The organism is Shinella sp. H4-D48 (assembly GCF_022637395.1).
Lineage (GTDB): Bacteria > Pseudomonadota > Alphaproteobacteria > Rhizobiales > Rhizobiaceae > Shinella > Shinella sedimenti.
The window spans coordinates 830092-855174 of record NZ_CP093338.1; the positions used below are offsets into that span (position 1 = coordinate 830092).

General features: G+C 63.6%; 22 protein-coding genes. 7 read left to right on the forward strand and 15 right to left on the reverse strand.

Features of this window, described 5'->3' with window-relative positions:
* The first annotated feature begins 2 nt into the window (after positions 1-2).
* The 5 genes from MNR02_RS20900 (at position 3) to MNR02_RS20920 (ending at position 4657) form a co-directional block, all read left to right on the forward strand.
* Positions 3-1091: a PotD/PotF family extracellular solute-binding protein gene (locus tag MNR02_RS20900; protein WP_371746766.1), complete on the forward strand. Its 1089-nt coding sequence runs from the start codon at positions 3-5 to the stop codon at positions 1089-1091.
* A gap of 93 nt (positions 1092-1184) precedes the next feature.
* Complete coding sequence (locus tag MNR02_RS20905; protein WP_241949192.1) at positions 1185-2219, forward strand: ABC transporter ATP-binding protein; 1035 nt, start codon at positions 1185-1187, stop codon at positions 2217-2219.
* On the forward strand, positions 2216-3070 hold the full coding sequence (locus MNR02_RS20910) for an ABC transporter permease (RefSeq protein ID WP_241603330.1): 855 nt from the start codon (positions 2216-2218) through the stop codon (positions 3068-3070). Before MNR02_RS20905 ends, MNR02_RS20910 begins: the two co-directional genes overlap by 4 nt.
* A complete protein-coding gene (locus MNR02_RS20915; protein ID WP_241603333.1) occupies positions 3067-3870 on the forward strand; it encodes an ABC transporter permease in 804 nt (267 codons plus the stop codon). The genes MNR02_RS20910 and MNR02_RS20915 overlap by 4 nt, the downstream gene beginning before the upstream one ends.
* A gap of 4 nt (positions 3871-3874) precedes the next feature.
* A complete protein-coding gene (locus MNR02_RS20920; RefSeq protein WP_241949193.1) occupies positions 3875-4657 on the forward strand; it encodes a carbon-nitrogen hydrolase family protein in 783 nt (260 codons plus the stop codon).
* A 637-nt stretch (positions 4658-5294) separates the two neighbouring features.
* On the opposite strand, the gene MNR02_RS20925 is transcribed toward MNR02_RS20920, so the two are convergent.
* From MNR02_RS20925 to MNR02_RS20950, 6 genes are all read right to left on the reverse strand, one after another.
* Positions 5295-6965, reverse strand: a complete 1671-nt coding sequence (locus MNR02_RS20925) for an amidohydrolase (protein ID WP_241949194.1) — start codon at positions 6963-6965, stop codon at positions 5295-5297.
* A gap of 18 nt (positions 6966-6983) precedes the next feature.
* Positions 6984-8165 (reverse strand): serine hydrolase, encoded by a 1182-nt coding sequence (locus MNR02_RS20930; RefSeq protein WP_241949195.1) that lies wholly within the window; start codon positions 8163-8165, stop codon positions 6984-6986.
* Between the two features lie 71 nt (positions 8166-8236).
* Entirely contained in the window at positions 8237-9277 is a 1041-nt protein-coding gene (locus tag MNR02_RS20935) for an extracellular solute-binding protein (protein WP_241949196.1), read from the reverse strand.
* Positions 9278-9313: 36 nt separating this feature from the next.
* Positions 9314-10117, reverse strand: a complete 804-nt coding sequence (locus MNR02_RS20940; RefSeq protein WP_241603345.1) for an ABC transporter permease — start codon at positions 10115-10117, stop codon at positions 9314-9316.
* A complete protein-coding gene (locus MNR02_RS20945; protein WP_241949197.1) occupies positions 10110-11033 on the reverse strand; it encodes an ABC transporter permease in 924 nt (307 codons plus the stop codon). Before MNR02_RS20945 ends, MNR02_RS20940 begins: the two co-directional genes overlap by 8 nt.
* A 2-nt stretch (positions 11034-11035) precedes the next feature.
* Positions 11036-12136, reverse strand: a complete 1101-nt coding sequence (locus tag MNR02_RS20950; protein WP_241949198.1) for an ABC transporter ATP-binding protein — start codon at positions 12134-12136, stop codon at positions 11036-11038.
* A gap of 259 nt (positions 12137-12395) precedes the next feature.
* Here MNR02_RS20950 and MNR02_RS20955 point away from each other — a divergent pair, with 259 nt between their 5' ends.
* Both MNR02_RS20955 and MNR02_RS20960 read left to right on the forward strand, forming a co-directional pair.
* Positions 12396-13082: a GntR family transcriptional regulator gene (locus MNR02_RS20955; protein WP_241949199.1), complete on the forward strand. Its 687-nt coding sequence runs from the start codon at positions 12396-12398 to the stop codon at positions 13080-13082.
* A 76-nt stretch (positions 13083-13158) separates the two neighbouring features.
* A complete protein-coding gene (locus MNR02_RS20960) occupies positions 13159-13320 on the forward strand; it encodes a hypothetical protein (protein WP_241949200.1) in 162 nt (53 codons plus the stop codon).
* Between the two features lie 8 nt (positions 13321-13328).
* Here the strand turns inward: MNR02_RS20960 and MNR02_RS20965 are convergent, their stop codons facing one another.
* From MNR02_RS20965 to MNR02_RS21005, 9 genes are all read right to left on the reverse strand, one after another.
* The gene (locus tag MNR02_RS20965) at positions 13329-14174 is read right to left on the reverse strand and encodes an amidohydrolase (protein WP_241949201.1); all 846 of its coding nucleotides are present in this window, start codon (positions 14172-14174) and stop codon (positions 13329-13331) included.
* Positions 14175-14360: 186 nt separating this feature from the next.
* On the reverse strand, positions 14361-16742 hold the full coding sequence (locus MNR02_RS20970; protein ID WP_241949202.1) for an aldehyde dehydrogenase family protein: 2382 nt from the start codon (positions 16740-16742) through the stop codon (positions 14361-14363).
* A 9-nt stretch (positions 16743-16751) separates the two neighbouring features.
* Positions 16752-17705: a deoxyribose-phosphate aldolase gene (gene deoC, locus MNR02_RS20975; protein WP_241949203.1), complete on the reverse strand. Its 954-nt coding sequence runs from the start codon at positions 17703-17705 to the stop codon at positions 16752-16754.
* A 29-nt stretch (positions 17706-17734) separates the two neighbouring features.
* Complete coding sequence (locus MNR02_RS20980) at positions 17735-18736, reverse strand: ABC transporter permease (RefSeq protein WP_241949204.1); 1002 nt, start codon at positions 18734-18736, stop codon at positions 17735-17737.
* The gene (locus tag MNR02_RS20985; protein WP_241949205.1) at positions 18729-20222 is read right to left on the reverse strand and encodes a sugar ABC transporter ATP-binding protein; all 1494 of its coding nucleotides are present in this window, start codon (positions 20220-20222) and stop codon (positions 18729-18731) included. The genes MNR02_RS20980 and MNR02_RS20985 overlap by 8 nt, the downstream gene beginning before the upstream one ends.
* A complete protein-coding gene (locus tag MNR02_RS20990) occupies positions 20219-21205 on the reverse strand; it encodes a sugar-binding transcriptional regulator (RefSeq protein ID WP_241949206.1) in 987 nt (328 codons plus the stop codon). The genes MNR02_RS20985 and MNR02_RS20990 overlap by 4 nt, the downstream gene beginning before the upstream one ends.
* A gap of 1 nt (position 21206) precedes the next feature.
* Complete coding sequence (locus tag MNR02_RS20995) at positions 21207-22718, reverse strand: ribulokinase (protein WP_241949207.1); 1512 nt, start codon at positions 22716-22718, stop codon at positions 21207-21209.
* A 61-nt stretch (positions 22719-22779) separates the two neighbouring features.
* Entirely contained in the window at positions 22780-23802 is a 1023-nt protein-coding gene (locus MNR02_RS21000; RefSeq protein ID WP_241949208.1) for a galactitol-1-phosphate 5-dehydrogenase, read from the reverse strand.
* Positions 23803-23901: 99 nt separating this feature from the next.
* Entirely contained in the window at positions 23902-24885 is a 984-nt protein-coding gene (locus tag MNR02_RS21005) for a substrate-binding domain-containing protein (RefSeq protein WP_241949209.1), read from the reverse strand.
* Positions 24886-25083: the final 198 nt, after the last annotated feature.

The window sequence follows — 25083 nt, forward strand, 5'->3', positions numbered from 1 at the left end:
CCATGCGTGACATCCTCAAGACCAATGTCAGCCGCCGCGCGGTGCTGGGCGCCGGCGTTGCCGGTGCTTCGCTGCTGGCCATGCCCGCCGTCCTGCGCGCGCAGGACAAGTCGCTGAAGGTCGGCGTCTACGGCGGCTACTTCAAGGATTCCTTCGACAAGAACATCTTTGCGGATTTCACCAAGGAAACCGGCATCGCCGTTGAATCCGTCGCTGAGCCGACGGGCGAGGCATGGCTGGTCCAGCTCGAGCAGGCCGCCAAGGCGGGCCAGGCCCCGGCCGACGTCTCGATGATGTCGCAGGTCGCCATGCTCAAGGGCCAGTCCACCGAGCTGTGGGCGCCGCTCGATGTGGCGAAGATCCCGAACGCCTCCAACCTCATCGACCATTTCGTCAACAAGTACCCGGATGGCCGCATCGCCGGCATCGGCGCCGTCGCCTGGTACATCACGCTCGTGACCAACACGGATGTCTACAAGGAAGCGCCGACCTCGTGGAATGCGCTGTGGGATCCGGCGAATGCCGACAAGCTCGGCCTGCTTGCGCTCGTTTCCAACTCGTTCCTGCTGGAAGTGACCGCCAAGACCCATTTCGGCGGCACCAACGCGCTCGACACCGAGGACGGCCTCCTCAAGGCCTTCGAGAAGCTCGCCGAAGTCAAGCCGAACGTACGCCTGTGGTATCGCGACGAGGCCCAGTTCGAACAGTCGCTGAAGTCGGGCGAAATCCCGATGGGCCAGTATTATCATGACGTGACGGGCCTTGCCGCGGCCGATGGCCAGCCGGTGCGCTCGACCTTCCCCAAGGAAGGTGGCATCATGGATTCGGGCTGCTGGGCGCTGTCGCGCGCGTCCGCCAAGGTCGAGGAAGCCCATACCTTCATCAACTACATGAGCCAGCCGAAGATCCAGGCGCTGCTGTCGCGCAAGGTCGGCACCGCGCCGACCGTCAAGCGCGATCTGCTCGACCTGACGGCGGAGGAGTTCGCCGCCGTGTCGTCGGACATCGAGCCGATCATTCCGCGCTACGACCTCTACCAGACCAAGTCCGACTGGCTGAACCAGAAGTGGACGGAAATGATCGCCGGCTGATCGCCCGATCCATCGAAACCTTGCCCGGCCGCCAGCGTGAAGCCTATGCTGGCGGCCGCGTGCCTTGAACCGAACGCGCCGAGCGGAGAACCAATGTCCGGACTGACCCTCCAGAACGTCACCAAAGAATTCGGCACGTTTACCGCCGTCAGGAATGTCGAGCTGACGGTGCCGCACGGCACCTTCGTCTGCCTGCTCGGCCCGTCGGGCTGCGGCAAGACCACGCTGATGCGCATGGTCGCCGGGCTGGACCTTCCCACAAGCGGCTCGATCCGCCTCGGCGACCGCGACATCACCAATGTGCCCACCCACAAGCGCGACCTCGGTATGGTCTTCCAGTCGCTGGCGCTCTTTCCGCATCTGACGGTCGGTGAGAACATTGCCTACTCGCTGCGCATCCGCGGTGTCGGCAAGGCCGAACAGAAGAAGCGCGTCGACGAACTTCTCGCCATGATCCACCTGACCGGCTACGCCGACCGCCCGGTCGCCAAGCTCTCCGGCGGCCAGCGCCAGCGCGTCGCGATCGCCCGCGCGCTCGCCATCTCGCCCAAACTCTTCCTGCTCGACGAGCCGCTCTCGGCGCTCGACGCCAAGCTGCGCGAGGCCATGCAGGTGGAGCTGCGCCAGCTCCAGCAGCGCCTCGGCATCACCACCATCGTCGTCACGCACGATCAGCGCGAGGCCATGACCATGGCCGATACCGTGGTCGTGATGAATGGCGGCGAGATCCGGCAGGCCGCGCCCCCGGTTGAAATCTACCGCCGCCCGGCAGATACCTTCGTCGCCGATTTCATCGGCATGACGAACCTTATCGATTTCAAGGCCGACGGCGCCGGCACGCAGGTTCTGGGCGCCTCGGTTCCCGGCCTCACCATTCCGAACAGCCTGCCATCAGGCATCATCTCCGTGCGCCCGGAGGATGTGCATCTCACCGCACCCGGTAATGCGCCGATCACGGGCACCGTCACCTTCGTGCGCGATCTCGGGGGCACGATCGAGACCTTCGTGGAGGCCGCCGGCAAGCAGATCGTCGCCGTCTCCATGCCCAATGCCCGCCCGGACGTTGCCGTCGGGCAGAGCGTCGGCATTGCGCTCAACCCCGATGATTGCGTGGTGCTGAAGGCATGAGACGCGAGCCGCCGCAGAAACTCACCGATTACAGCCCGCTCGTCTTTCCGGCCGGCATGCTGATCGTCTTCTTCGTCGTGCCCTTCGCGACGATGATCGCGGTCTCCTTCTTCAAGCGCAATCCGTCTGGCTTCTACACGCCGGATTTCGTCTTCGACAATTACGCCCGCTTCCTCAGCCTCTTCTTCGGCAAGGTGCTCGGCTTCTCGTTGATGCTCGCCATTGCGGTCGCCATCTGCTGCGTCGTGCTTGCCGTGCCCTTCACCTATCTCCTGTCGCGCGCCAGGCGGCGCACGCAGGTGCTCTGGCTCGTTGCTTTGCTGTCGATCCTCTCGCTCTCCGAAGTCATCATCGGCTTTGCCTGGTCGACGCTGTTTTCTCGCACCGCCGGCATCACCAACCTCTTCGTCATGCTCGGCATCATGGACCAGCCAGTGGCGCTCAATCCGAGCTTCGGCGCCGTGCTGACGGCCATGACCTATCAGGCGCTGCCCTATACCGTGCTCGTGCTCTATCCCGCGCTTGTGCGGCTTGATCCGACGCTGACGGAAGCCGCGCGCACGCTCGGCGCCTCGCCGGTGCGCTCCTTCTTCACTGTCGTCGTTCCGGCGCTGCGCAACACCATCGTCGCCACGCTGATCATGGTCTTCATCTTCGCCCTTGGCTGCTATCTGTTGCCGCAGATCCTCGGCCGGCCGCAGCACTGGACGCTATCCGTGCTCATCACCGACCAGGCGATCTACCAGTCGAACATGCCGTTCGCCGCTGCCATGGCCGTGTTCCTTGTGCTTGTCACGCTCGGCCTCGTCGGCCTCACCATTTATGCCGGACGCAAGGGAGAAGCCGCATGACCGTGTTTCTTCAGCGTCTTTATTTTAGCCTGATCGGCCTCTTCCTGGCCCTACCGCTCATCGTGGTCGCGGGTGTCTCCGTCAACGAGAAGCAGGATCTCGCTTTCCCGCCCAAGGGCTTCTCCTTGGCCTGGTACGCAGAGATCTTCACCAATGTCGAGTGGCGCAACGCGCTGTTCGCGTCGATCACGCTGGCGGCGCTATCGGCGGCCGTTGCGCTTCTCATTGCGCTGCCGCTGGCGTGGTTCCTCTGGCGGCGTCATGCGCCCTGGGCCAATATCTTCCAGCTGCTTGGCATTGCACCCTTCACCCTGCCGCCGGTCATCACGGCGCTCGGCCTGCTCACCTTCTGGGCGGCGACGGGCTTCTACGGTCAGCCGGCCACGGCCGTGATCAGCCACGCCATCTTCTTCGTGACCCTGCCGCTGGTGACGCTGTCGCTCGGCTTCTCCTCAATCGACCGCTCGCTGGTCGAAGCCGCCGCGACAATGGGCGCAGACGACCGCACGGTCTTCCGCACCGTCGTCCTGCCGTTGATCCTGCCCTATCTCGTCTCCGGCTATGCCTTCGCCTTCGTGCTGTCGCTCAATGAATATATCGTCGCCTACATGACCGTCGGCTTCACCATGGAGACGCTGCCGATCAAGATCTTCAACGCCCTGCGCTACGGCTATACGCCCACCATGGCCTCGGTCACGATCCTGTTCGTCGCCATCGCGGCCACCATATTCGGCCTCGTCGCGCGCTTCGGCGACCTGCCCAAGCTGCTCGGCGCCATGTCGTCGCGCGATCAGGAGTAAGAGCATGCGCATCGCCGCCCTTCAGATGAAAGCCATCGCCGGCGATATAGAGGCGAACCTGGCCCGCATCGCGGCGGCCGCCGCCGATGCGGCGAAGGGCGGCGCGAGCCTGCTTGTCGTGCCCGAACTCGCCGTCACCGGCTATGGCGCGGGGGAGGCGTCCTTCTCAGACCTCGCGTCTCCGGCATCCGGCGACACGGTCGCCCGCCTCAGCGCCATCGCGCGCGAAATGGGTATTGCCATCATCGCCGGCTTTGCAGAACGCGAGGGCACGGCGGTCTATAACAGCGCCGTCTTCACCGATGGCATCGGCACCAATGCCGTCTACCGCAAGTCCCATCTCTACGGCGAATACGAGCGCGCCGCCTTCAAGCCTGCGACACCCGCCTCCGTCCTTGTCGAGCTTGGCGGGCTGAGGCTCGGCATGCTGATCTGCTACGATGTGGAATTCCCCGAGAATGTCCGCCGCCTCGCCCGTGCCGGCGCCGATCTCGTCGTCGTCCCGACCGCCCTGCCGGAGGGCGCCTCCGGCACCTTCATCGCCAGCCATATGATCCAGGTGCGGGCCTTCGAGAACCAGGTCTTCGTCGCCTATGTCGATCATTGCGATAGTGACGGCCTTTTCGCCTATGCCGGCCTCTCGCGCATCGCCGCCCCTGACGGCACGCTGCTCGCCGAAGCCCCGGCGCAAGGCGAGGCCCTGCTCTTCGCCGACATCCGCCCCGCCGACTACGACACCTCCCGCGCCGAAAACACCTATCTGGCGGATCTCGATCGCCCCGTCTGAGCGCGTGGCGGCCGGTCCTCGGGGTCGTATCAGGGGATCAGATCGCCCGGTACACTCTGATTTCCCTATGAAAAATCTGCGCGAAATCCCCGCGCTGAAAAACCGCGCCTACAATCTTCCCATCCCGCCCTCGGATACACCGCAAGGCGTTGCGGCGAGGCGGGGTCGGCGCGGGGCATGAAGGAAGGACGCAGGACTTCACGCACCGGGTCTGCAGAAAATGGTCTCCCTCCGGAAAGGGACAAGCGAGGGGCGTCGGACCGCCTTTTCGACAACGCCTTCACCGGACGTGCCTGTGTGGCACACAAGTGGACGGATGCGCCGCGGGGCGTCCGGGGGATGTTTCCCTGTCGCGCGGCGCAGTGGAAGACGATGCCGACCGGCAGTCATGGCTGCGGCATCGTAAGTCTGAGGGCGTGCATGACCTCGTCTATGGAGGGGCGCGCCACCGTTCCCACGCACCCCGTCATCGCAGAGAGACCGAAGTCGCAGGCAAAAACCGCCGAACGGGGCGCCGGAAGGTGTCACTTTACTACTTTCATTCGAGGCAGCTTCCGGCGCCCCGTCCGAATGCTCTTTGAACCCACGGGCGAAACCGCCGCGTGGATACAGTCGTGCCGCCATAACCGGGCCTTCATCAGGCCTGGTAGGTGATCCGCCCGTCGCAGATCGTGGTCACCGGCCGCACCGTCGCCAGCGCGGCAAAGTCCGTCGCCTCGATATCGGCCGAAAGCACCACGATATCAGCGAGATACCCCTTCTTCAGCATGCCCTTGCGGTCTTCCATGAACTCGACCCAGGCGCCGGTCCTCGTATAGGCGGCAAGCGTCTCGTGCAGCGAAAGCCGTTCGTCCTTCATGCCCTCCTTCCACACCGTGCGCGACATGGCGCACTGGATGGAATGCATCGGATCGAGCGGAGAGACCGGCCAGTCCGTGGCAAACACGATCGGCGCACCGGCATCGACCAGCGTGCGCCAGGCGAAGGCATAAGGCCAACGGTCCTCGCCGATATACGACATATACGGTTCGAGTGGCAGGCCGGCGCTGCCCGGCGGATGCGTCGGCTGCATCGAGGCGACCGTGCCCAGTTCCTTGAAGCGGGGGATATCGTCAGGATGGACTACCTCGATGTGCTCGACGCGGTTGCGGCTGTCGCGCTTGCCATTCGCCTTGATCGCAGCCTCGTATCCGTTCAACACCATGCGCACGGCACCGTCGCCGATGGCATGGACGGCGACTGGAAGGCCGAGCTTGTCGGCGGCGATGGCGATGTTGTCGAACTGCTCCTGCGTGAACAGCGGCTCGCCCTTCCAGCCCGGCTGGTGCGCATAGTCATCGACGAAGACCGCCGTACCGGATTCCGTCACGCCATCCATGAACAGCTTGACGAAATTCGAACGCAGGCGATCCGTATCGAAGCGCGTCCGCCAGGCGGCGGCCTTCGTCTCGAGGTCGGACAGCGGCATGAAATTCTTCATGTGGAAGGGCATGCGCACGCGCACCGGCAGGCCCACGGTCTTCTCGATCTCGTCGAGCATTTCCAGCTGATAAAGGCTGCCGTCCATGTTCTGCAGCGAGGTAATGCCGAGCGATGCGACATAGGCGAGGCCCTCCTTGAGGATCGCGATATCGCCAGCACGCTCCTCCTCCGTCACATGCTCTGGATCACCGCCCGTTCCGACGCCGAGCATCTCTCGACCGCCCGTCTCGCCGAGCGCCGAGACCGGGCGGATGGCGTTGCTTTCGCGCAGCTCGCCGTTGGCCAGCCCGTCCTCGCCCATGACGATCTCGTTGCCTATACCGACATCGCGGCCCTCGAAAATGCCGCCGCCCTTGAGCGCCAGCGTGTTCGCCCAGGCGGTGTGATGATCGGGCGCGAAGATCAGCACGGCGCGATCCGGCAGGATGCGGTCGAGGTGATGGCGTGTCACGCGTTCGTCATCGGACAGGATCGTGTAGTCGGCATGCTGGGCGATCAGCAGCGCCCTGTCAGGATATTCGGCGGCATAATCCCGCAAGGCCTTCGCCAGCGCGTCGAAGCCCTTCACGCCGGCAAGCGAGAGTTCCCGCAGTTCGGCCGAGCCGCCGAAGATATGCATATGCGCTTCGTTGAAGCCCGGCAGGACCGTCGCGCCCTTGGCGTCGATAACATGCGTGTCGGGGCCGGAAAAAGCATCGATCGCGGCTTCCGAGCCGACCGCGAGGATGCGGTTGCCGGCGACCGCCAAAGCGCTCGCACGCGGATTGGCGTCGTCCATCGTCAGCACCCGCGCATTGCGGATGATAAAGCTCGCTTCGGCCTGCATGGAATGCTCCTCGAAGGGTCAGATTGCCCGGCGGCAAAGCGCGCGGAAGAAGGTGAAGACGTCCTGGTTTTCCTCGTCACCCAGCGGTTCTGGTTGGGAGGAGAGCTTGACGATGACGGTCTCGGTGCTTGGATCGACATAGAGCCACTGGCCGTGGATGCCGATCGCACAGAAAGCGCCGTCGGCTTCGCCAGACTGATACCACTGGCTGCGGTAGCGACCGTTCGGCAGATCGACATTGCGGCCCTGCTGCCAGGCCTCCCGGTCGCCGTTGTCCTGCATATCGCGGATCCAGCCTTCAGGGATAACCTGGCGGCCATTGCGAACGCCATGGTTTCGCAGCAATTCGCCAAGCCGCGCCAGATCGCGCGCTGTTATGGAAACGCCGCCGGCGGTGCGCGGCGTGCCGATGGCATCCACCGTGACCTCGGCGTTGTTCCTGGCGCCCATCGGCTTCCACAGCAGATCGGAAGTCAGATCGGCAAAGCGGGCGCCTGTCGCCCGTTCGATGATGACGCCGAGCAGGTCGGCATTGGGCGAGGCGTAGTAGAACGGTCCGCCATGCGGTCGTTCGGCCTTCTGAAGCGTCAGCAGGAACGAGGCCAGCGTCTCCGGCTCCACATCCGGCATCGGCGGGTTCCACAGCATGGCGCGGCGATAGCGGGCGAAAGCGCCATAGGGATCGAGATAGGCTTCCTCGAAATCGAGGCTCACGCGCATGTCCAGCACATCGCGGTAGGTGCAATCGCCGTAGACGCTGCCCTTTGCCTCGGGCAGGTAGTCCGTAACGGGGCGGTCCGGGTCGAGGATGCCCTCGGCTTCAAGGATACCGGAGACCACGGCCGTCAGCGACTTCGAAATCGAGAAGACAAGGTGCGGCGCGTTGGGGTCGGCGTGCGGTGCATAATATTCCGCGACGATCTCACCTCGGCGCATCAGGACGAACGCGTCGGTATGGGCAAAGTCGAGGAAGGCGCGTGCGGTGGCCGCCCCCGCCAGGCCCGTCTCCATCGGCGCGTCGAGGAACGTATCGCTCGCAAGCGGCTGCTCCGCGCTCACCAACTCAGCCGCAATGACGGAGGTCGGCACGAAATCGCGCACGTTCTGGAACGTCCAGCGGCTGTAGGGAGCCGTTCGCCAGTTGGCGAGCGTGACATCGGCACGGGCAAAGCCGTGCGTTTCCTTGAAGGTCTTGATCATGAGAATGCCGCCAGTCTGCGGGAAGGCGTCAAGCCCTCCCGCATATGGCTGTCCTTGTTACATGCGACGCATTACTTCTGCAGTTCGGTCCAGATCCGGGTGTAAAGCTGCTGCGTCTCCGGCTCGCAGCTCAGCAGGAACTCGCCGGCCTTCTCGTATTCCGGCGGAACGACCAGTTCCGGCGCAGTCTTCATTTCTTCCGGCAGGAACTGGTCCGAGCCCTTGATGCCGTTGGCATATTTCGCGAAGGCCGAAATCATCGCGGCGTTCTCCGGGTCCATGATGAAGTTCATGAACAGCTTGGCGTTTTCCGGATTCTTCGCGTCCTTGAGGAGTGCTGCGCTGTCCATGAAGTAGGGGAAGCCCTCCTTCGGATAGCCCATCTTGACATCGGGGTTCTTCAGGCGCGAACGCATGATGGCGCCGTTCCAGTAGTAGACGCCGGCATAGTCGCCGGACGGCAGCTTCTCGGTGACGCTGTAATCCATGGCGAGCCACTTCGTCTTGGCTTCCACAAGCTTGTCGCGGACCTTGCGCAACACTTCCTTGTCAGTGGTGCACCAGTCGCCGCCAAAATACTTGATCGTGGCGAAGAGCACATCGTTCATCTCCGGCGCGACGTTGATCTTGCCAACCAGTTCCGGCGGCGGATCGAGGAAGATGGCGGACGTGTTGATATCGCCCTTGTAGACCGAGGTGTTGACGCCGATGCCCGTCAGGCCCCACTGCCACGGAACGGTGTAGTGACGACCCGGATCCCAGGGAACGTCCACCCAGCGCGGATCGACGTTCTTGAAGTTCTCCATCTGGTCGGGCCGAACTTCTTCGATGAGACCTTCCTTGACCCAGATCTGCACGTAGTTGGCCGAGGGAACGACGATGTCGAAGCCGTGGCCGCCGGCGCGGACCTTGGCAAGCGCCGTGTCGTTCGAATCGTAGTCGGTCACGGTGACCTTGACGTCGAACTCCTTCTCGAACTTCTTGATCAGTTCAGGGCTCGTATAGTCACCCCAGTTGTAGATGTTGAGTTCGCCTGCGGCCGATGCTCCATTGGCGAAGGCCAGGGCGGCGACCGCGGCTATTGCCGTCGTGGTGATCCATTTCGATTTCATGTCTGTTCCTCTCTGTCGTTGGTCTGTCGGATTTGGCTATTGTTTTTTCCGGTTGATGAAGAAGAAGATCACGACCAGCACGGTCGAAAGCGCGAGAAACACGGTGGCGATCGCGTTGATCTCGGGCGTGGTTTCGCGGCGCAGCTGTCCGAGCATGTAGGTCGGCAGCGTATCCTGCCCGCCCGATTTGACAAACTCGGTAATCACAACGTCGTCCAGCGAAATGACAAAGGCCAACATGAAACCGGCGATCACAGCCGGTCGCAAGAGCGGCAGTGTCACATGACGGAAGGTCTGCCAGCGCGAGGCGTAGAGATCCGCCGCCGCCCGTTCCAGCGTAAGGTCCATGCTCTCCAGCCGTGCACGGATCGGCAGGTAGGCGAAGGGAATGCAGAAGGCGGTATGCGCGAGGACGAGGTATCCGAGGCCGGAATATCCGGTCCAGACCTTGATGCGCGAGAACACGATCAGCAGCGCAACGGCGGTAACGATCTCCGGCACCATCAGCGGCTGGTTGATCATCGCATACTTCAACGTCTGACCGCGATAGGGCGCGGTACGGGTTGTCGCGAGTGCTGCCATCAGGGCCGCAATCGTCGCGAGGCTCGCTGCCCAAAGCGCGATGATCAGAGAGCGGATCGCCGCATCCTGCACGGCAGAGTTCTGCCAGGCCGCGACGAACCAGCGGCCGGAAAAACCGCCCCATTGCGACAGCGATTCCGCGTCATTGAAGGAATAAACCACCAACGCGCCGATCGGCAGATAAAGGGCGAAGAAGGTGAAAAGCGTGATGAAGCCGAATCCCGGCTGCGACTTGATGTCGAAACGCGACCTAAACATGCCCGGACCCTCCGCGCGAGGCGTTGCGGACATAGACGATCAGCGCCACCATGACGAGAATCATCAGCGTGATCGACATGGCCGCCCCGAGCGGCCAGTTGCGGCCGGCGCCGAACTGCATCTCGATCAGGTTGCCGAGCATCATGTTCTTGCCGCCGCCGAGAACGCGCGGGATGACATAGGCTCCGAGCGAGGGGATGAAGACGAGGATCGAGCCGGCGATGATGCCGGGCTTGACCAGCGGGATGACGATCTTGCGCAGCACCTGGAAGCGTGTCGCGTAAAGATCGTAGCCAGCCTCAACCAGCCGGAAATCGAGCTTTTCGATGGAGGCATAGAGCGGCAGCACCATGAGCGGCAGATAGACATAGGTCATGCCGAGCAGGTTGGCGGTGTCGGTATAGATGATCTGCAGCGGGCTCTTGATGATGCCGAGCCATATCAGCGCATTGTTGAGAAGGCCTTCGTTGCGGATGACCTGCTGCATGGCGAAGGTGCGGATCAGAAGGTTCGTCCAGAACGGGATGGTGACGAGGAAAACCCAGATTTCGCGGGTATGCGGCGGCCGTGTCGCAATGAAATAGGCGGTCGGGAAGCCGAGGATCAGGGTGAGGATCGTGGTGAAGAACGATAGCTGGATGGAGCGCCAGATGATCGAAATATGCGCATCCGCCAGCCCGAGCGTGTCGTCGAAGATATCACGCTGGAAGAAGACCGAGGTCCAGCCGTCGAGCGAGAATTCCCAAGGTTTGACATCGCCGTAATCGCCCTTGACCAGGAAAGAATACAGCAGCATCACGAACAGCGGCCCGATCGCCGCCACGAAGATGATGATCAGGGCCGGTGCGCTCAGGATCCAGCGGGAGCGGATATCCTGTTTTCTGGCCTCGATCGCGACCTGTTCTGCACCATTCATCGTCAGTCCCTCAGAATCTGAGCGACGTCGTCGCTGAAGTCGATGCCGACCGTATCGCCTTTGGAAAAGCCGCAATGGCCACTGCGCGCATTCTGCTGGCGGACCATGAACGCCGAACCGTCATCGAGGTGCACATGAACATGCGTATCCGTGCCGAGATAGACGATATCGTGCACGACGCCTCGTAGTGCCGACGTATCCGTCGGCGCGCCCGCGCGCGCATGTTCGGGCCGAACCACGACGGTGACGGATCCACTCGGCGTAACGTCAGCCGGGAAGCTTGCTGAGATTTCAGCGCCGGAGGAAAGACGCACACGCGCCCTGTTATCTGCAACCGAGACGACATCGGCGGAAAGGAAATTGGTCTCGCCGATGAAGTCGGCGACGAAACGCTCGGCCGGGCGGTCGTAGATATCCCAGGGCGAACCGACCTGGCGAACCGTTCCCGCCGACATGACCGCGATGCGGTCCGACATGGTAAGCGCTTCTTCCTGGTCGTGCGTGACGAAGACGAAAGTGATGCCGGTCTCCAGTTGAAGACGCTTCAGCTCGATCTGCATGGATTTGCGAAGCTTGAGATCGAGCGCCGACAGCGGCTCGTCGAGCAGGAGAACTTTCGGTCGAGGCGCGAGCGCCCGCGCGAGGGCCACGCGCTGCTGCTGGCCACCGGAAAGCTGGGTGACCGGATTGTGGCCGCGTCCATCGAGATGGACGAGCTTCAGCATGTCGTTGACGACGGACGTTATCTCGGCCTTCGGACGGCCCAACATCTTCAGGCCGAAGCCGATATTCTCCGCCACTGTGAGGTGCGGGAAGAGGGCATAGTTCTGAAAGACCGTGTTGACCGGACGCTGGTTGGGCAGAAGCCCCGAAATGTCGGCCCCGTCGAGCAGGACCTGCCCTTCGGTCGGCATTTCGAAACCGGCGATCATGCGCAGAAGCGTGGTCTTTCCGCATCCCGACGGGCCGAGGAGCGTGAAGAATTCATTGGGGCGGATATCCAGCGTGACATTGTCCACGGCTTGGAAGTTTCCGAACCATTTCTTGATACCATGCAGGCCAATGGCACCGCCATGCGCCGCAGTCGTTCGCGATTCAGTCATCGGTTCCCCGTTCGTCGACCGACACCCGAGACTTCCTCTGTCCGGATCGCCGGCTTACCATTGTCTGACCGTCGATCACGGCTCTTATGTGATATGCTTGTCTTGCTTATGATCACAACAAATCATAATTTGATCAAATCTGTAAAGGGTCATTTTCGGCTTCGCAACATTATCAGTTCTGCGTGCAGTCCGCTGAGAATTCAGCCCTAAGTCGGCCTGTAGAAACAGAAGGGCCGAGCTGCGCACGGGAGGGTAGGGCATGCTGGTTTGCGAGCGGCGGGAAGAGAGCGAATCCGCCAAGCAGTGGGTGTACCGCGTGCTGCGGCACAGCATCATGACGGGCGGTTTCGAACCGGGCGAACCGGTGACGATCAACGGCCTCGCCGAGATGCTGGGCGTCAGCGCCATGCCGGTGCGCGAGGCGCTGCACCGGCTCGTCTCCGAAGGCGCGCTGGAACTGCTCGACAATCGGCGTGTCCGCGTGCCGGACCTGGACTCCGCCGGCTTCGATGAGGTGCTGGAGGCGCGTATCGCGCTGGAAACACGCGCCGCCGAACGCGCGATGCCCTATATCGATCAGCCAGGGCTCGCTCGCATGCGGGCATTCGACCGGCAGGCAGACAAGGCACTGGCCGCGGGTGATTTCCGCCGGCTGGTGGAAGCCAATTTCGCCTTCCACCGTGCCCTGTACGAGGCAAGGCCCGGAACGGTGATGCTGCCCCTGATCGAATCTCTCTGGCTGCGGCTAGGCCCCTTCATGCGCCGGGCCGGCGAAAACCTGTCTCAGACCTACCAGGTCGATCGTCACGCGGAAGCCTTGACAGCCATCGCAAGGCAGGACGCCGACGCACTGAAGGCCGCCATCACCGCCGATATACGCGACGGCGCCGGCCATCTCGGCCGTGGTCATTTCGAACGCGTGGCGATTTCCGGCAGGGCAGACTAGTCGGCCGTGACTGACGGCCCTTGCATTGGATGGCCAAGCATCGGTAAGTCAGCGGCACTGTAGCGGGAGGAACGCCTTGGACGACGACAATATAGTGAAGTTCGAACGCCGCAAGCCGCAGCCGGAGAAGAAGCCAGCCACGCCAAGGCTGCAAGGGGGCCGCATCTGGCTCGCCATCCTTGCCGTGATCGTGCTGGTTTGGGCTTATTATCAGTTCGTTGCACCGCAGACGCTCTGACCGCGGCACTAAGCTCGTGGGGTGATATTCCATAACCGGCGCGCATTGTCGGAGAGAACGCCGGCCTTTTCCGGCAGGCTGACGCCCGACAAAAGCGCGTGCGTGGCGCCGATCCATGTAGACAGGCCGCCGCCAAGCGTGCAGACCGGCCAGTCGCTGCCCCACACCATGCGCTCGAACCCGAAGCAGTTGGCGACATGGGCGAAGTAGGGTTTCAGGTCCTCCAACGTCCAGTTTTTTGCACCATAGGCCGGAATACCCGACAGCTTCACCGTCACGTTCGACCGCCGGGCGATCTCGGCAACCGGACCTTTCCACAGATCGTAGCCGCCGCCCGCGATATCCGGCACGCCACAGTGATCCAGCACGAAGGACACGTCAGGCACGAGGTCGACAAGGGCAATCGCACGCTTGATCTGATGCGGTTTGACGCAGAGATCGAAAGTGAGCCCGCTGCCGGCAAGCCGTGCGATATTTTCACGGAAGAGAGCACCTTCTGACAGATCATCCGGCACGACATGCAGCACGCGGCGAAAGCCGCGCACAAAGGGATTGGCGCGCACGCCTTCGAGATAGGCGGGGAAGCCCGGCAGCTCCGGCCGACAGCTCGCGATGGCTCCGACGAGCAGGCTGCCCGACGCGGAGGCGAGCTCCTTGATAACCGTCGTCTCGCGCGCGATGTCCACCTCGGTGACATCCACCTCCATATGCAGCGAGGCCGAAATACCGAGACGCCTAGCCTCTTGTGCATAAGGTTCCTGCGGGAAATCAGCGTTGAGAGGCGGCACGTCGGCAAGCCAGGGATAGGTCAGACGATCCCGGTAGACGAGATGCAAGTGGGTATCGATGATCATGATGCGTGCCTCCTCCGAGCGGTCACACTGCCACAGGAAAATTCACCATTCAAATACGAATTAAGCCCTGGGATGCGCTGGTCGCTGAAGGTCGTGCGGATGCGATATGTCGTGGGCGCAGGGTGTCAAAAAATCGAGATCGGGGACGGCGGGGCGGGGAGACGATCGCTCCCCACCGCGGTTGCTTCATTCGCCGTAGGGCAGCCAGATCGTCTTCACCTGGCTGGCGCGGCGCAGATACTCCTGTCCCTGGCCGAAGCGCGTGTCGCGCCAGTCGCGCAAACGACCAAGATCTGACCAGACCGGCTTCAGATTGCCGGCCGACGCCACTTCCACCATGCGCGAGCCGTCCTCACTGCCGCAGTACCAGAGCGCCGCCACGTCGTCGTGCTCGGCGAGCGTTTTGGCCAACACGTCGCGCTCACCGGTCAGCAGGTTGACGACGCCGGCGGGAATATCCGACGTTTCGAAGACCTGATAGAGGCGGGCGGCGATGAGCGGGTGGGCCTGCGAGGCCACCGCCACGACGCGGTTGCCCATGGTGACTGCCGGCAGGATGAGCGAGAGAAGGGCCAGAAGCGGCGCCTCGTCGGGCGCCACGACGCCGATCGTTCCATAGGGCTCGTTGACGGTCATCGTCACATGCTGCGACTTGGTCGCGGTCACGCTGCCGTCGAACTTGTCGGCCTGCGCGGCATACCAGAAGCACCGGCGGATCGCGGCTTCGAACTCGTCCTCCGGCTTTGCCACAGCGCCCGTTGCAGCGAGTGCGGCCACGAATTCATCACGACGCTGCTCGAGGTTTTCAGCAAGGAAATAGAGCACCTGCGCGCGGTTGTGCGCGGTCACGCCGCCCCATGCGTTCGCTTTGTTTGCAGCTTCGACGGCGTTGCGCACATCCTTGCGGTTGGCGAGGCCGGCCTCGCCGATGGCCGCACCTCCCTTGCCAAAGACCGTGTAGCTCTGGCCGCCATCCGGCCGCGCCTGCTTGCCGCCGATATAGAGCTTTGCCGTCACATCGATTGCCGCGTGGTCGGCCTTGCCCGTGGCGGGGGCGACATCGATGGGTGCGGCCGACGTGGCGCGCACCTTGCCCTGCTTGTCCCAGCCGGTGGTGAGATATTCGAGCATGCCCGTGCGGCCACCCTCACGGCCATAGCCGCTTTCACGATAACCGCCAAAGGGAGCCGCCGCGTCGAACATATTGGTGGCGTTGATCCAAACGACGCCCGCCTTGACGCGCGCCGCCAGTTCGATAGCGCGATTGACGTTCTCCGACCAGACCGAGGCGGCAAGGCCGTAGCGGGTATCGTTGGCGAGCGCGACGGCTTCGTCCAGCGTGCGGAATGTAAGTGTGGTTGCCACGGGGCCGAAAATCTCGACCTGCGACACGCTGTTGGCGGGGTGGCTGTTCGTAAAGAATCCCGGCGTGCAGAAGGCGCCCTTTTCCGGCAAGGCCACCGGGGCGAGATTGAGCGTCGCCCCTTCCTGCTCACCCGCCTTGAGAAGTGCCTTGATGCGCGAAAGCTGCTTCATCGAGACGACGGCGCCCATGTCCATCGTCTTGTCGAGCGGATCGCCGACGCGCAGTGTCGCCATGCGGGCCTTCAGCTTTTCAAAGAAGCGCGGCGCGACACCTTCCTGGACGAGGAGCCGCGAGCCTGCGCAGCAGACCTCGCCCTGGTTGAACCAGATCGCATCCACGACGCCTTCGACGGCGGCATCGAGATCGGCATCCTCCAGCACGATGAAGGGCGACTTGCCGCCGAGTTCCAGGCTGAGCTTCTTGCCCGAGCCTGCGATCTGGCGGCGGATGATACGCCCGACATCCGTCGAGCCGGTGAAGGCGACTTTGTCGACACCGGGATGGCCGGCAATGGCGGCTCCAGTCTCGCCGTCACCCTGGACAATGTTGACGACGCCGGCGGGCAGGCCGATCTCGACGAGAAGCTCGGCGAAGGCATGTGCCGTCATCGGCGTGAGGTCGGCCGGCTTCAGCACGACCGTGTTACCGGCCGCAAGCGCCGGCGCGACCTTCCACGCCAGCATCAGCAGCGGGAAGTTCCACGGAATGATCTGGCCGCAGACGCCGACGGGCTTGTGCTGTGGGAACTCGTCGGCAACGAGCTCGGCCCAGCCGGCATGGTGATAGAAATGGCGGGCGACAAGCGGAATATCGATGTCGCGGGTCTCGCGGATCGTCTTGCCGTTGTCCATGGTCTCGAGCACGGAGAAGAAGCGTTCACGCTTCTGGATGTGACGCGCGATGGCGTAGAGATACTTCGCACGCTCATGGCCCGGCAGCGCCGACCATTTCGGGAATGCTGCGCGCGCGGCCGCGACAGCCGCATCGACATCCGCCGCGCTACCCTTGGCGACACGGCTGATGACATCTTCCGTCGCGGGGTTGACGACATCGATGAGATCGCCGTCGGCACTCGTGAACTTTCCGTCGATGAAGTGGCCGATGCCGGCGGAGCGGGTGGAAAGCCAGGCCTTGACCTCTGCGTTGCTTTCGGGAGCGGGGCCGTATTCCATGGTCTGCATAATGTCCTTGATGGAAGGCATGGTCTAACCTCAGGCCAGCGCGTGGCGGTTGGCGGCCGAGTAGCGGCCCGTAATGTGATGTTCGAGCTGGCGTTCGATGTCGCCGAGCATGGAGGAGGCGCCGATACGGAAAAGATCCGGCATCATGAACCGCGTGCCGAGTTCCTCTTTCATGAGGATCAGCCAGTTCATCGCGTCCTTGGCAGTCTTCAATCCGCCGGCCGGCTTGAAGCCGACCATCTGGCCGGTGCGGTCCTTGTAGTCGCGCAGTGCCCGCACCATCGTGAGCGAGACTGGCAGCGTCGCATTGACGTCTTCCTTGCCGGTCGATGTCTTGATGAAATCCGAGCCCGCCTGCATCGCGACCATGGATGCCTTGTAGACGTTGGAAAGCGTCTTCAGGTCGCCGGTCGCGAGGATCGCCTTCATATGGGCGTCGCCGCAGGCTTCGCGCATCTGGCGCATCTCGTCGTAGAGTGCGGACCAGTTGCCGCGCAGCACATGCTCGCGAGTGATGACGATGTCGATTTCCTTGGCGCCCTGTTCGACGGCATAGCGGATTTCGCCCAGCCTGAGCGGCAGCGGCGTCAGGCCGGCAGGAAAGCCCGTCGCAACGGAGGCAACGGGAATGCCGCTGCCCTCCAGTGCTTTCACCGCATGGCCCACCATGGTCGGGTAGACGCAGACCGCGCCAACCGTCAGGCGTTCGATGCCGAGTGCTTCGAGGATATCGGCGCGCACCGGTGCCTTCGCCTTGGCACAGAGCCGCTGGACGCGGCCTTCCGTGTCATCACCGGCAAGCGTGGTCAGATCGATGCAGGTGATCGCACGCAGCAGCCAGGCCGCCTGCCAGTCCTTCTTGACCGAGCGCCGGGTCGGCAGGGTCGCGGCGCGGCGTTGCGCGGCCGACAGGTTGACCGCGTGTGTCTCGAACCAGTCGAGCGTCAGCGGCGTGCCCTCAGGGCGGGGAAAATGATCTGTCATGGTGGATTCCAGCGATTTTTCTTGGGGTTTCATGCCCGGCCTCTGCGAATGTCGATGAAGCGGTTGAGAAGAATGGCCGCGACAATGATCAGGCCCGTTACGGTCATCTGGTAGAAGGAACCGAGCCCGAGAAGGTTGAAGATATTGCGCAGCACTTGCAGCAACATGACGGCAAAGAACGTTCCGAGGACGCCGCCGCGTCCGCCAAACAGCGATGTGCCACCAAGCACCACCGCCGCGATGGCGTCAAGTTCCAGCCCCTGCGCGGCGGTCGGCTGGCCGATGCGCAGACGCGATGTCAGAAGAATACCGGCAAGCGCGCTCATGATGCCGGACACTGTGAACACGAGAACGAGGATGCGTGTGGTCGGCAGGCCTGAAAGCCTCGCTGCCTCGGCATTGCCTCCCGTCGCATAGACGGACTCGCCGAATACCGTCAGGCGAAGCAGCGCGCCGGCGGCAATGCACAGCACGACGAAGATGATGCCCATCGAGCTGACCTGCAGGCCTGGCAGGACCGGGACCATGGTCGAGGAGATCGCGCCGAAGGATGGCGGCAGACCCGAGACGGGCACACCGTCCGTCAGCAGATAGGTGATGCCGCGAAACGAGACGAGGCCGGCGAGCGAAACGATGAAGCTCGGCACTTCGGCCAGCGCCGTGATGAGGCCGATGACCGCGCCGGCAAGCGCGCCGGTCAGAATGGTAATGGCAAGCGCCGGCAGGATAGGCATGCCGCCCGCCAGGAGAACGGCGACGAGCATGCCGCACAAAGCCACGACGGAGCCGACGGAAAGATCGATATTGCCCGTGAGGATGACGAAGGTCATGCCAACGGCCACGACGCCGACCACGGCCGCCTGCTGGAACAGGTTGGCAATGTTGGTGGGTGTCAGGAAGTTCGGCGACAGGATCGCGGCGATCGCGACGACGACGAGGAAGATCGCGATGAAATTGTACTCGATCAGAAGGTCGGCGATGCGACGCCCGGAAGTGCGTGCCGGCGCAACGCCCGTCACAATGTCAGTCATGATGGTGGTCTCCGAGAATCTGATGTTTCAGGATCGTGTCCTGATCGGTGGTGGCGGGGTCGAAGCGGGCGATGTTACGCCCCTCGTGGAACACCCAGATCGTGTCACAGGCGGCATAGAGCTCCTCCAGTTCGGATGAGGCGACGATGACGGCTGCGCCGTCGGCCGCAAGTTCATCGACCAGCCGGTAGAGATCGGCCTTGGCGCCGATGTCCAGCCCGCGCGAGGGCTCGTCGAGCAGCAGCAGCCTGGCGCCCTTGATAATCCATTTCGCCAGCACGACTTTCTGCTGGTTGCCGCCTGAGAGCTGGATGACCTTCTGTTCGGGTGAGCCGTATTTGGTGGAAAGCTGCCTGAGCACCGGCACCGTCTTCGCCTTGAGCTGACCGTGCCTTGCGAGGAACTGGCCCTGCATGGCGGGTAGCGTAGCGTTGCGATAGATCGGCGCGTCGAGGATGAGGCCTTCCGTCTTGCGGCTTTCCGGCACGAGGCCGACGCCGGCAGCAATGGCATCGCGCGGCGTCTTTGCCTTGTAGGGCTTGCCGTAGAGCGACATGCGCGCCTCATGCGGATCGGCCCCGAACAGCGCCTTGAGGAAAGAGGTTCGTCCGGAGCCATTCAGACCGGTAAGACCGGCGATCTCACCGCGCCGCAATTCAAATTCGCGGATATCGAGGCCATGCGCCGCCGTCAGACGATCAACCTTCAGGATGACCTCGCCGGTTACAGGCGGGCGATCGCGGCGCTCGACGAAGCCGCGCTCGCGTCCCAGGATGGCTTCCACCAGCGCGCTGTCGGGCGTGCCCTCGACATCGAAGGTCTCAATTGTGCGACCGCCGCGCAGCACGGTCACCCGGTCGCCGATCTCGCGTAATTCACCCAGGCGGTGGCTGACATAGAGGATGGCGACACCCTGCGCCGTCAATTCACGGATGACGCGGAAGACGGCTTTCAGCTCGGTCTCGTTGAGTGCCGCCGAAGGCTCGTCCATGATGATGACCTTCGCCTCGCGCGTCAGCGAGCGGGCGATCGCCGTCAATTGCTGGTTGGCGATGGAAAGGCTGCCGACGCGGTCCTCCGGCGTGAAACTCGCACCGACGCGGGCAAGCGCCTCTCGTGCCTGAACGCGGCGGCTTCGCTTGTCGAGGAAGCCGAAGCGCGACGGCGGATGGCCGAGAAAGAGGTTTTCGGCGACCGTCAGCTGCGGCACGAGGTCCAGTTCCTGATAGATCATGGAGATGCCGGCCCGGGCCGCTTCCGCCGGCGCGCGGAAATGCACCGGCTTGCCATCCACATGAATCTTGCCGGCCGATGGCGATAAAGCGCCGGCGATAAGCTTGAGGAAGGTCGACTTGCCGGCACCGTTCGCGCCGAGAAGGCAGTGGACCTCGCCCTTGCGCACGGCGATATTTGCCTCGTCGAGCGCGATGATGCTGGGCGGGAACCGTTTCGACAGGCCCTCGATGGTCAGTACGTCCGGCGTCATACGCCCTCCTCCAGAATGCGGCGCGCGGTAACCTCGTCGGTCACGAGATCGGTGACGTAGCCGGCGCGCAGGCAGGCAGCCGCGATACGGTGCTTGTCCTCGCCTGCCGCAACGCCGATCACCCGCTCCTTGGCCGCAAGCGCCTCCAGCCTCAGACCGATGGTGCGGTCGTCGAGCTGCATGTCGGCAATCCGGCCGTTGCGATCGACGAAACGGCCCATGATGTCCCCGACGGCCTCCAGATTGCGCAGCCGCGCGATGTCCTCGTCGCCGAGATAGCCGGAGCTGAGCAGCACCGACTGGGATGTGAGGCCCCCGAGACCGAAGCAGAGGACAGGCGCCTCTTCGGCCAGCGCAAGAACGCGACCGAGAATGGGGTCCTGTTCGAGCGCCTGGCGGGTGGATTTCGAGCCGATGATCGCCGGCACGGGCAGCAGTGTCGCGCGGCCGCCCGTCGACTGAGCGAATTCCTCCGCCACGGCGGAATTGCGGCTGCTCGTCGCTGTTAGCGCGGTCGATCCGTTGACGAGCACGACATGAAGCCCCGGGCACCAGTCCTTCGGCAGCGCACGGGCGACCGCCGACATCGTGCGCCCCCAGCTGACGCCGATCAGCTTCGGCTTGGGGCTGAGGCTCGCCAGATGCGTGGCGGCGGCCTGGGCGACGCTGTCGATGACGAGGCTGGGATCGTCGATCTCGCCCGTCGGCACCACGATGGCTTCCTTGACGCCGAAGCTGCGCTGCAATTCGAGTTCGACCGTGGTCCTTCGGCCGGCGCGCGGGGTGATCTCGATGCGGACAATGCCCGCCTCTTTCGCCTCGGTCAGCAGCTTGCCGACCTGCCAGCGAGTGAGACCGAGTTCGTTCGCGATCTCCGACTGGGTGCGGTCGAGATCGTAGTAGAGCTTGGCGACCTGGACAATCAGGTGATCGCGCTGGTCGGAGGAGGGCAGGCGTGCGGAATAGGGGTTGCGTTCGGCCATGTCACGCCTCTCTCTGGCGGCTTGCCAGCTGGTGAAGGACCGGCCGCAGACGTTCCGTCGCATCCTGATAGAGCGGCAACATCTGCTGGAACCATTCGGCGCGCGCCGGATCGGGTAGGAGTTCCTTCGACGGCGCCACGCAAGCGGCTGCGGCGGCGCGAAGATCCGGGAATTCGCCGATGGCAGCCGCCGCGGCCGCCGCTGTGCCGACGAGCGAGAGATTGTCTTCGCGCGCGACCTGCACCGCCTGGCCGATGGCATCCACCGTCGCCTGAAGCCAGGCTGCATTCTTGACGATGCCACCCGCCATCATGACTCGGTCCACGGCAACACCGCGTGCCTTCAGCACCGACAGCACATTGGCGGAGCCAAGCGCGATCGAATCGACGGACGCGGCATAGACATCCGCGCGGGTGTGGCCCAGCGTCAGCCCCATTAGCGCGCCGCGCAGTGCGGCGTCGCGGTAGGGCGTGCGATTGCCCATCATGTAATCCAACGCCAGCAGGCCTTCCGATCGCGACGGATTGGCCGCGACCTCGGCGATTAGCGCGGCATGGCCTGCAGCATCCAACCCGAACATTTCGCCGGCAAGCCAGTTGAGCATCGAGCCGGCCGCAACCTGTCCGCACTCGACCAGCCAGCGGCCGTCGTTGAGCGCGTTGGGATAGGGGCCCCAGAAGCCGGAAACGTCGGACTCTTCCGCCAACTGAACGAGCTGGACGATGGAGGTGCCGCCAATGAACAGCATGCCGCCCGGCTCGATGGTGTCTGCGCCCAGAATGCCGATATGGGCATCAATACCGCCCTGGGCGACGATGGGCTGGTTCTCCAGCCCCAGCTCCGCCGCCATGGCGGCACGCATGGGCGCGATCACGCCGCCGACGGGCACGATGCGCTGCGGCAGGCGCTCGGTCAGGTCCGCGATGCCGAAGGCCTCGTAGACCTCGGGCACGAACTGGCCGGCGGCGCTGTCGTAGTTCCATTTGCAGGCAGCGTTCATTCGCGAGCCGACCCATTCGCCCGCCAGGTCGAAATTCACGTAGTCGAGCGCCTCGCAGACGACCTCGGCAGCATCCCAGATGTCCCGTCGGTTGCGCTTCAGCCACATAGCCTTGGGCACCAGCCATTCGACGGCGTCAGAACCACCGCAATAACGCATGACGGGGTGATGAAGGCTCGCCGTCTCGCGTGCTTCGGCTTCCGCGCGGCAGTCCATCCAGAGCAAAGCCGGCGACAGCGGCGTGCCGTCGCGGCGGCAGATCGCCACGGTGGAGGCGGTCGTGGCGGTGCAGACCGCATCGACGGTCCGCCGACCAGCCTTTTCCAGCGCGGCACGGCCGGCCGCGCGAAGAGCCGCACGCCATTCGGCGGGAGACTGCTCCGCCCAGCCGGCGCGCGGGTAATGCGTCGCGTAGGGCGCCTCCGCCTGGGCCAGCATCTGGCGCCGGTCCGTGTCGTAGACGCCGGCGCAAAGGCCGCCCGTACCGAAGTCGAAGCTCAGGATATGAGCCATGACCGATGATCCTCCCTAAATTCTCCGTCGCCCGGCAACGCCTCCAGCGCCGGACACCCCGTCAGGGGTGGAACATGATCTTCGAGAAGAAGAATTCGCGGTCGGTGCGAAGCCGCTCGAAAATCGCAGGCAGTTCCTCCAGATCAAGATCGTGTGTGATCATGAACTCCCACTTCAGCGCACCGGACGCAAGCTTGTCCAGCGTCACCGTCCACTGTGGGCCGGGATAGGGCGCACCGAAGGAATTCCACGAGCCATGCAGCGACACCTCCTGGCGCAGGAAATGCTGGAAGGCGGCATTGGTGAGGGGCACCTCGCCGACGGGAATGCCGATGAAGACCACATGACCGCCCGGCGCGGCCAGCCTGACGGCGGCGTTGACGGATGTCGGATGCCCTGCAGCTTCCACGATGATGTCGGCGAGAAGTTCCTTGGGCAGTTCGGCACCGGCGAGGAAGGCATGCGTCGCGCCGGCCTGCCGGGCAAGTTCCAGCTTTTCCTCGGAAACATCGATGGCAACGACCTCGCGCGCGCCCATCAGCAGCATCCACTGAATGGCGAAGAGGCCGATGGGGCCACAGCCGATGACTGCGCCACGGTCGCCCATCCGCACGCCGCCGGCCTTCCAGATAGCGTGAATGGCGATGGAGGCGGGATCGACCATGGCGGCGGCGCGCGGATCGCAGCCTTCCGGCGCCTTCAGGAGGTTTTCGACCGGCGCGCAGACCCATTCGGCATAGGCGCCGTCACGGCGCGAACCAAAATAGTCGTAGTTGCGGCACCGCGAGAAATTGCCGGTCGCGCACTGGTCGCAGGTGCCGCAGGGCAGCATCGGCGGAACCGTGACGAGGTCGCCTTTGGCAAAGCCGGTCACAGACGCGCCAAGCTCCTCGATATGTCCGGAAAATTCGTGGCCGCAGATGATGGGCATCTTGTGCGCGCCCTTGATGAGCATGCGCGGCAGGTCCGATCCGCAAACGCCGACGGCAGCCACGCGCAGCAGCACCTCGTTCGCCTTGGGAACAGGCTTATCGACATTTTCGAGGCGGATGTCTCCGGGCGTGTAGAGGACGGCGGCGCGCATGAAGGGGTTCCTTTGAAAACGAAATGACTTGCGCCGGCGGAAAACCGCCAGCGTTCGGAAAAGCGGGAGGAACCGAGGCTCCCCCCACCGCCCTGGGAGTTACTTGTCGAGAACCTGCGGCCGGTATTCCGCAAACAGTTCCTTGTGCGGGTATTCGCCGACCTTGTCGGGCGTCACGAGGGCCGTGCCGGCATCGACGAAGGCCGGAACCGTCTTGCCGGCAGCGGCTTCGCGTGCGACCTGGATGGTCACGTCGCCGAGATATTGCGGGTCGTTCAGCGCAGTGGCGATGTACTTGCCGTCGGCCATGGCCTCCAGCGCCTCGGACAGGCCATCAACGCCGGCGATGAGGACGTCGTCGCGGCCGTTTTCCTTGAGAACCTGCAGGGCGCCCAGCGCCATGTCGTCGTTATGGGCGTAGACGACCTTCAAGTCGGCATTGGCCTGAAGCAGGTCCTGCATGGCCGTCACGGCATTGGCGCGGATATATTCCGCATACGGGCCTTCGACGATGGTATGGCCAGAGCCTTCGAGCGCGGCGTGGAAACCATCGCGACGATCCATCATGACCGCACCGCCCGCATCGCCCTGGATCTCGATGACCTTTGCGCCGGTGACACCATCGGCCTTCAGCTTCGCGACGACGGCTTCGCCGACCAGCTTGCCCATCGCCTTGTTGTCGCGGCCGACATGGGCGGCAACCTTGCCGCCGGTGACGGGGCGGTCGACGGTGATAACGGGAATGCCGGCAGCGGCAGCGGCTTCGAGCGACGGTGCGACCGCTTCCGGATTGACCGGGTTGATGATGATCGCGCTCACACCCTGAGTGATCAGATCCTGGATATCGTTGTTCTGCTTGCTGACGTCGCCATTGGCGTCGAGGAAGACGAGCGTGTCGCCGGACGCCTTGGCGGCGGCTTCCGCGCCGTTCTTCAGCTGCACATAGAAGGGCGACTGCAGCGTAACCTGGCTGAAGCCGATCTTGAGGCCTTCGGCATGAGCGGCGGCAGGCGAAAGCGCCATGACAGCCAGAACCGAAACGGCACCAGCGAGGCCGGCAAGAAATGTACGACGCGTGTTCATGGATTCCTCCCTAAAAAACCGAAAATCGCCCTCTCTCCCAGAGAGCAACATAAGTGATATTATTTCACATATGTTGCTAGCATGGCATCACGCCCCCCGGAACCTTGTCAATCCCGGGACAGCGCCTCAGTGGAAAGAATACTCAACCACCTGAATTCGTTTATTTTATCTGAGTTTATTCCAGGGAAATCGATGCCG

Bases quoted from the DNA above. Each gene is read 5' to 3' on its own strand.
- deoC (WP_241949203.1), bottom strand. From the start codon at position 17,705: ATGACAGATCATTTTCCCCGCCCTGAGGGCACGCCGCTGACGCTCGAC.
- MNR02_RS20935 (WP_241949196.1), bottom strand. From the start codon at position 9,277: ATGAAATCGAAATGGATCACCACGACGGCAATAGCCGCGGTCGCCGCC.
- MNR02_RS20955 (WP_241949199.1), top strand. From the start codon at position 12,396: ATGCTGGTTTGCGAGCGGCGGGAAGAGAGCGAATCCGCCAAGCAGTGG.
- MNR02_RS20925 (WP_241949194.1), bottom strand. From the start codon at position 6,965: ATGCAGGCCGAAGCGAGCTTTATCATCCGCAATGCGCGGGTGCTGACG.
- MNR02_RS20945 (WP_241949197.1), bottom strand. From the start codon at position 11,033: ATGAATGGTGCAGAACAGGTCGCGATCGAGGCCAGAAAACAGGATATC.
- MNR02_RS21005 (WP_241949209.1), bottom strand. From the start codon at position 24,885: ATGAACACGCGTCGTACATTTCTTGCCGGCCTCGCTGGTGCCGTTTCG.
- MNR02_RS20965 (WP_241949201.1), bottom strand. From the start codon at position 14,174: ATGATCATCGATACCCACTTGCATCTCGTCTACCGGGATCGTCTGACC.
- MNR02_RS20920 (WP_241949193.1), top strand. From the start codon at position 3,875: ATGCGCATCGCCGCCCTTCAGATGAAAGCCATCGCCGGCGATATAGAG.
- MNR02_RS20995 (WP_241949207.1), bottom strand. From the start codon at position 22,718: ATGGCTCATATCCTGAGCTTCGACTTCGGTACGGGCGGCCTTTGCGCC.
- MNR02_RS20940 (WP_241603345.1), bottom strand. From the start codon at position 10,117: ATGTTTAGGTCGCGTTTCGACATCAAGTCGCAGCCGGGATTCGGCTTC.
- MNR02_RS21000 (WP_241949208.1), bottom strand. From the start codon at position 23,802: ATGCGCGCCGCCGTCCTCTACACGCCCGGAGACATCCGCCTCGAAAAT.
- MNR02_RS20980 (WP_241949204.1), bottom strand. From the start codon at position 18,736: ATGACTGACATTGTGACGGGCGTTGCGCCGGCACGCACTTCCGGGCGT.
- MNR02_RS20915 (WP_241603333.1), top strand. From the start codon at position 3,067: ATGACCGTGTTTCTTCAGCGTCTTTATTTTAGCCTGATCGGCCTCTTC.
- MNR02_RS20990 (WP_241949206.1), bottom strand. From the start codon at position 21,205: ATGGCCGAACGCAACCCCTATTCCGCACGCCTGCCCTCCTCCGACCAG.
- MNR02_RS20970 (WP_241949202.1), bottom strand. From the start codon at position 16,742: ATGCCTTCCATCAAGGACATTATGCAGACCATGGAATACGGCCCCGCT.
- MNR02_RS20950 (WP_241949198.1), bottom strand. From the start codon at position 12,136: ATGACTGAATCGCGAACGACTGCGGCGCATGGCGGTGCCATTGGCCTG.
- MNR02_RS20910 (WP_241603330.1), top strand. From the start codon at position 2,216: ATGAGACGCGAGCCGCCGCAGAAACTCACCGATTACAGCCCGCTCGTC.
- MNR02_RS20985 (WP_241949205.1), bottom strand. From the start codon at position 20,222: ATGACGCCGGACGTACTGACCATCGAGGGCCTGTCGAAACGGTTCCCG.
- MNR02_RS20905 (WP_241949192.1), top strand. From the start codon at position 1,185: ATGTCCGGACTGACCCTCCAGAACGTCACCAAAGAATTCGGCACGTTT.
- MNR02_RS20930 (WP_241949195.1), bottom strand. From the start codon at position 8,165: ATGATCAAGACCTTCAAGGAAACGCACGGCTTTGCCCGTGCCGATGTC.
- MNR02_RS20900 (WP_371746766.1), top strand. From the start codon at position 3: ATGCGTGACATCCTCAAGACCAATGTCAGCCGCCGCGCGGTGCTGGGC.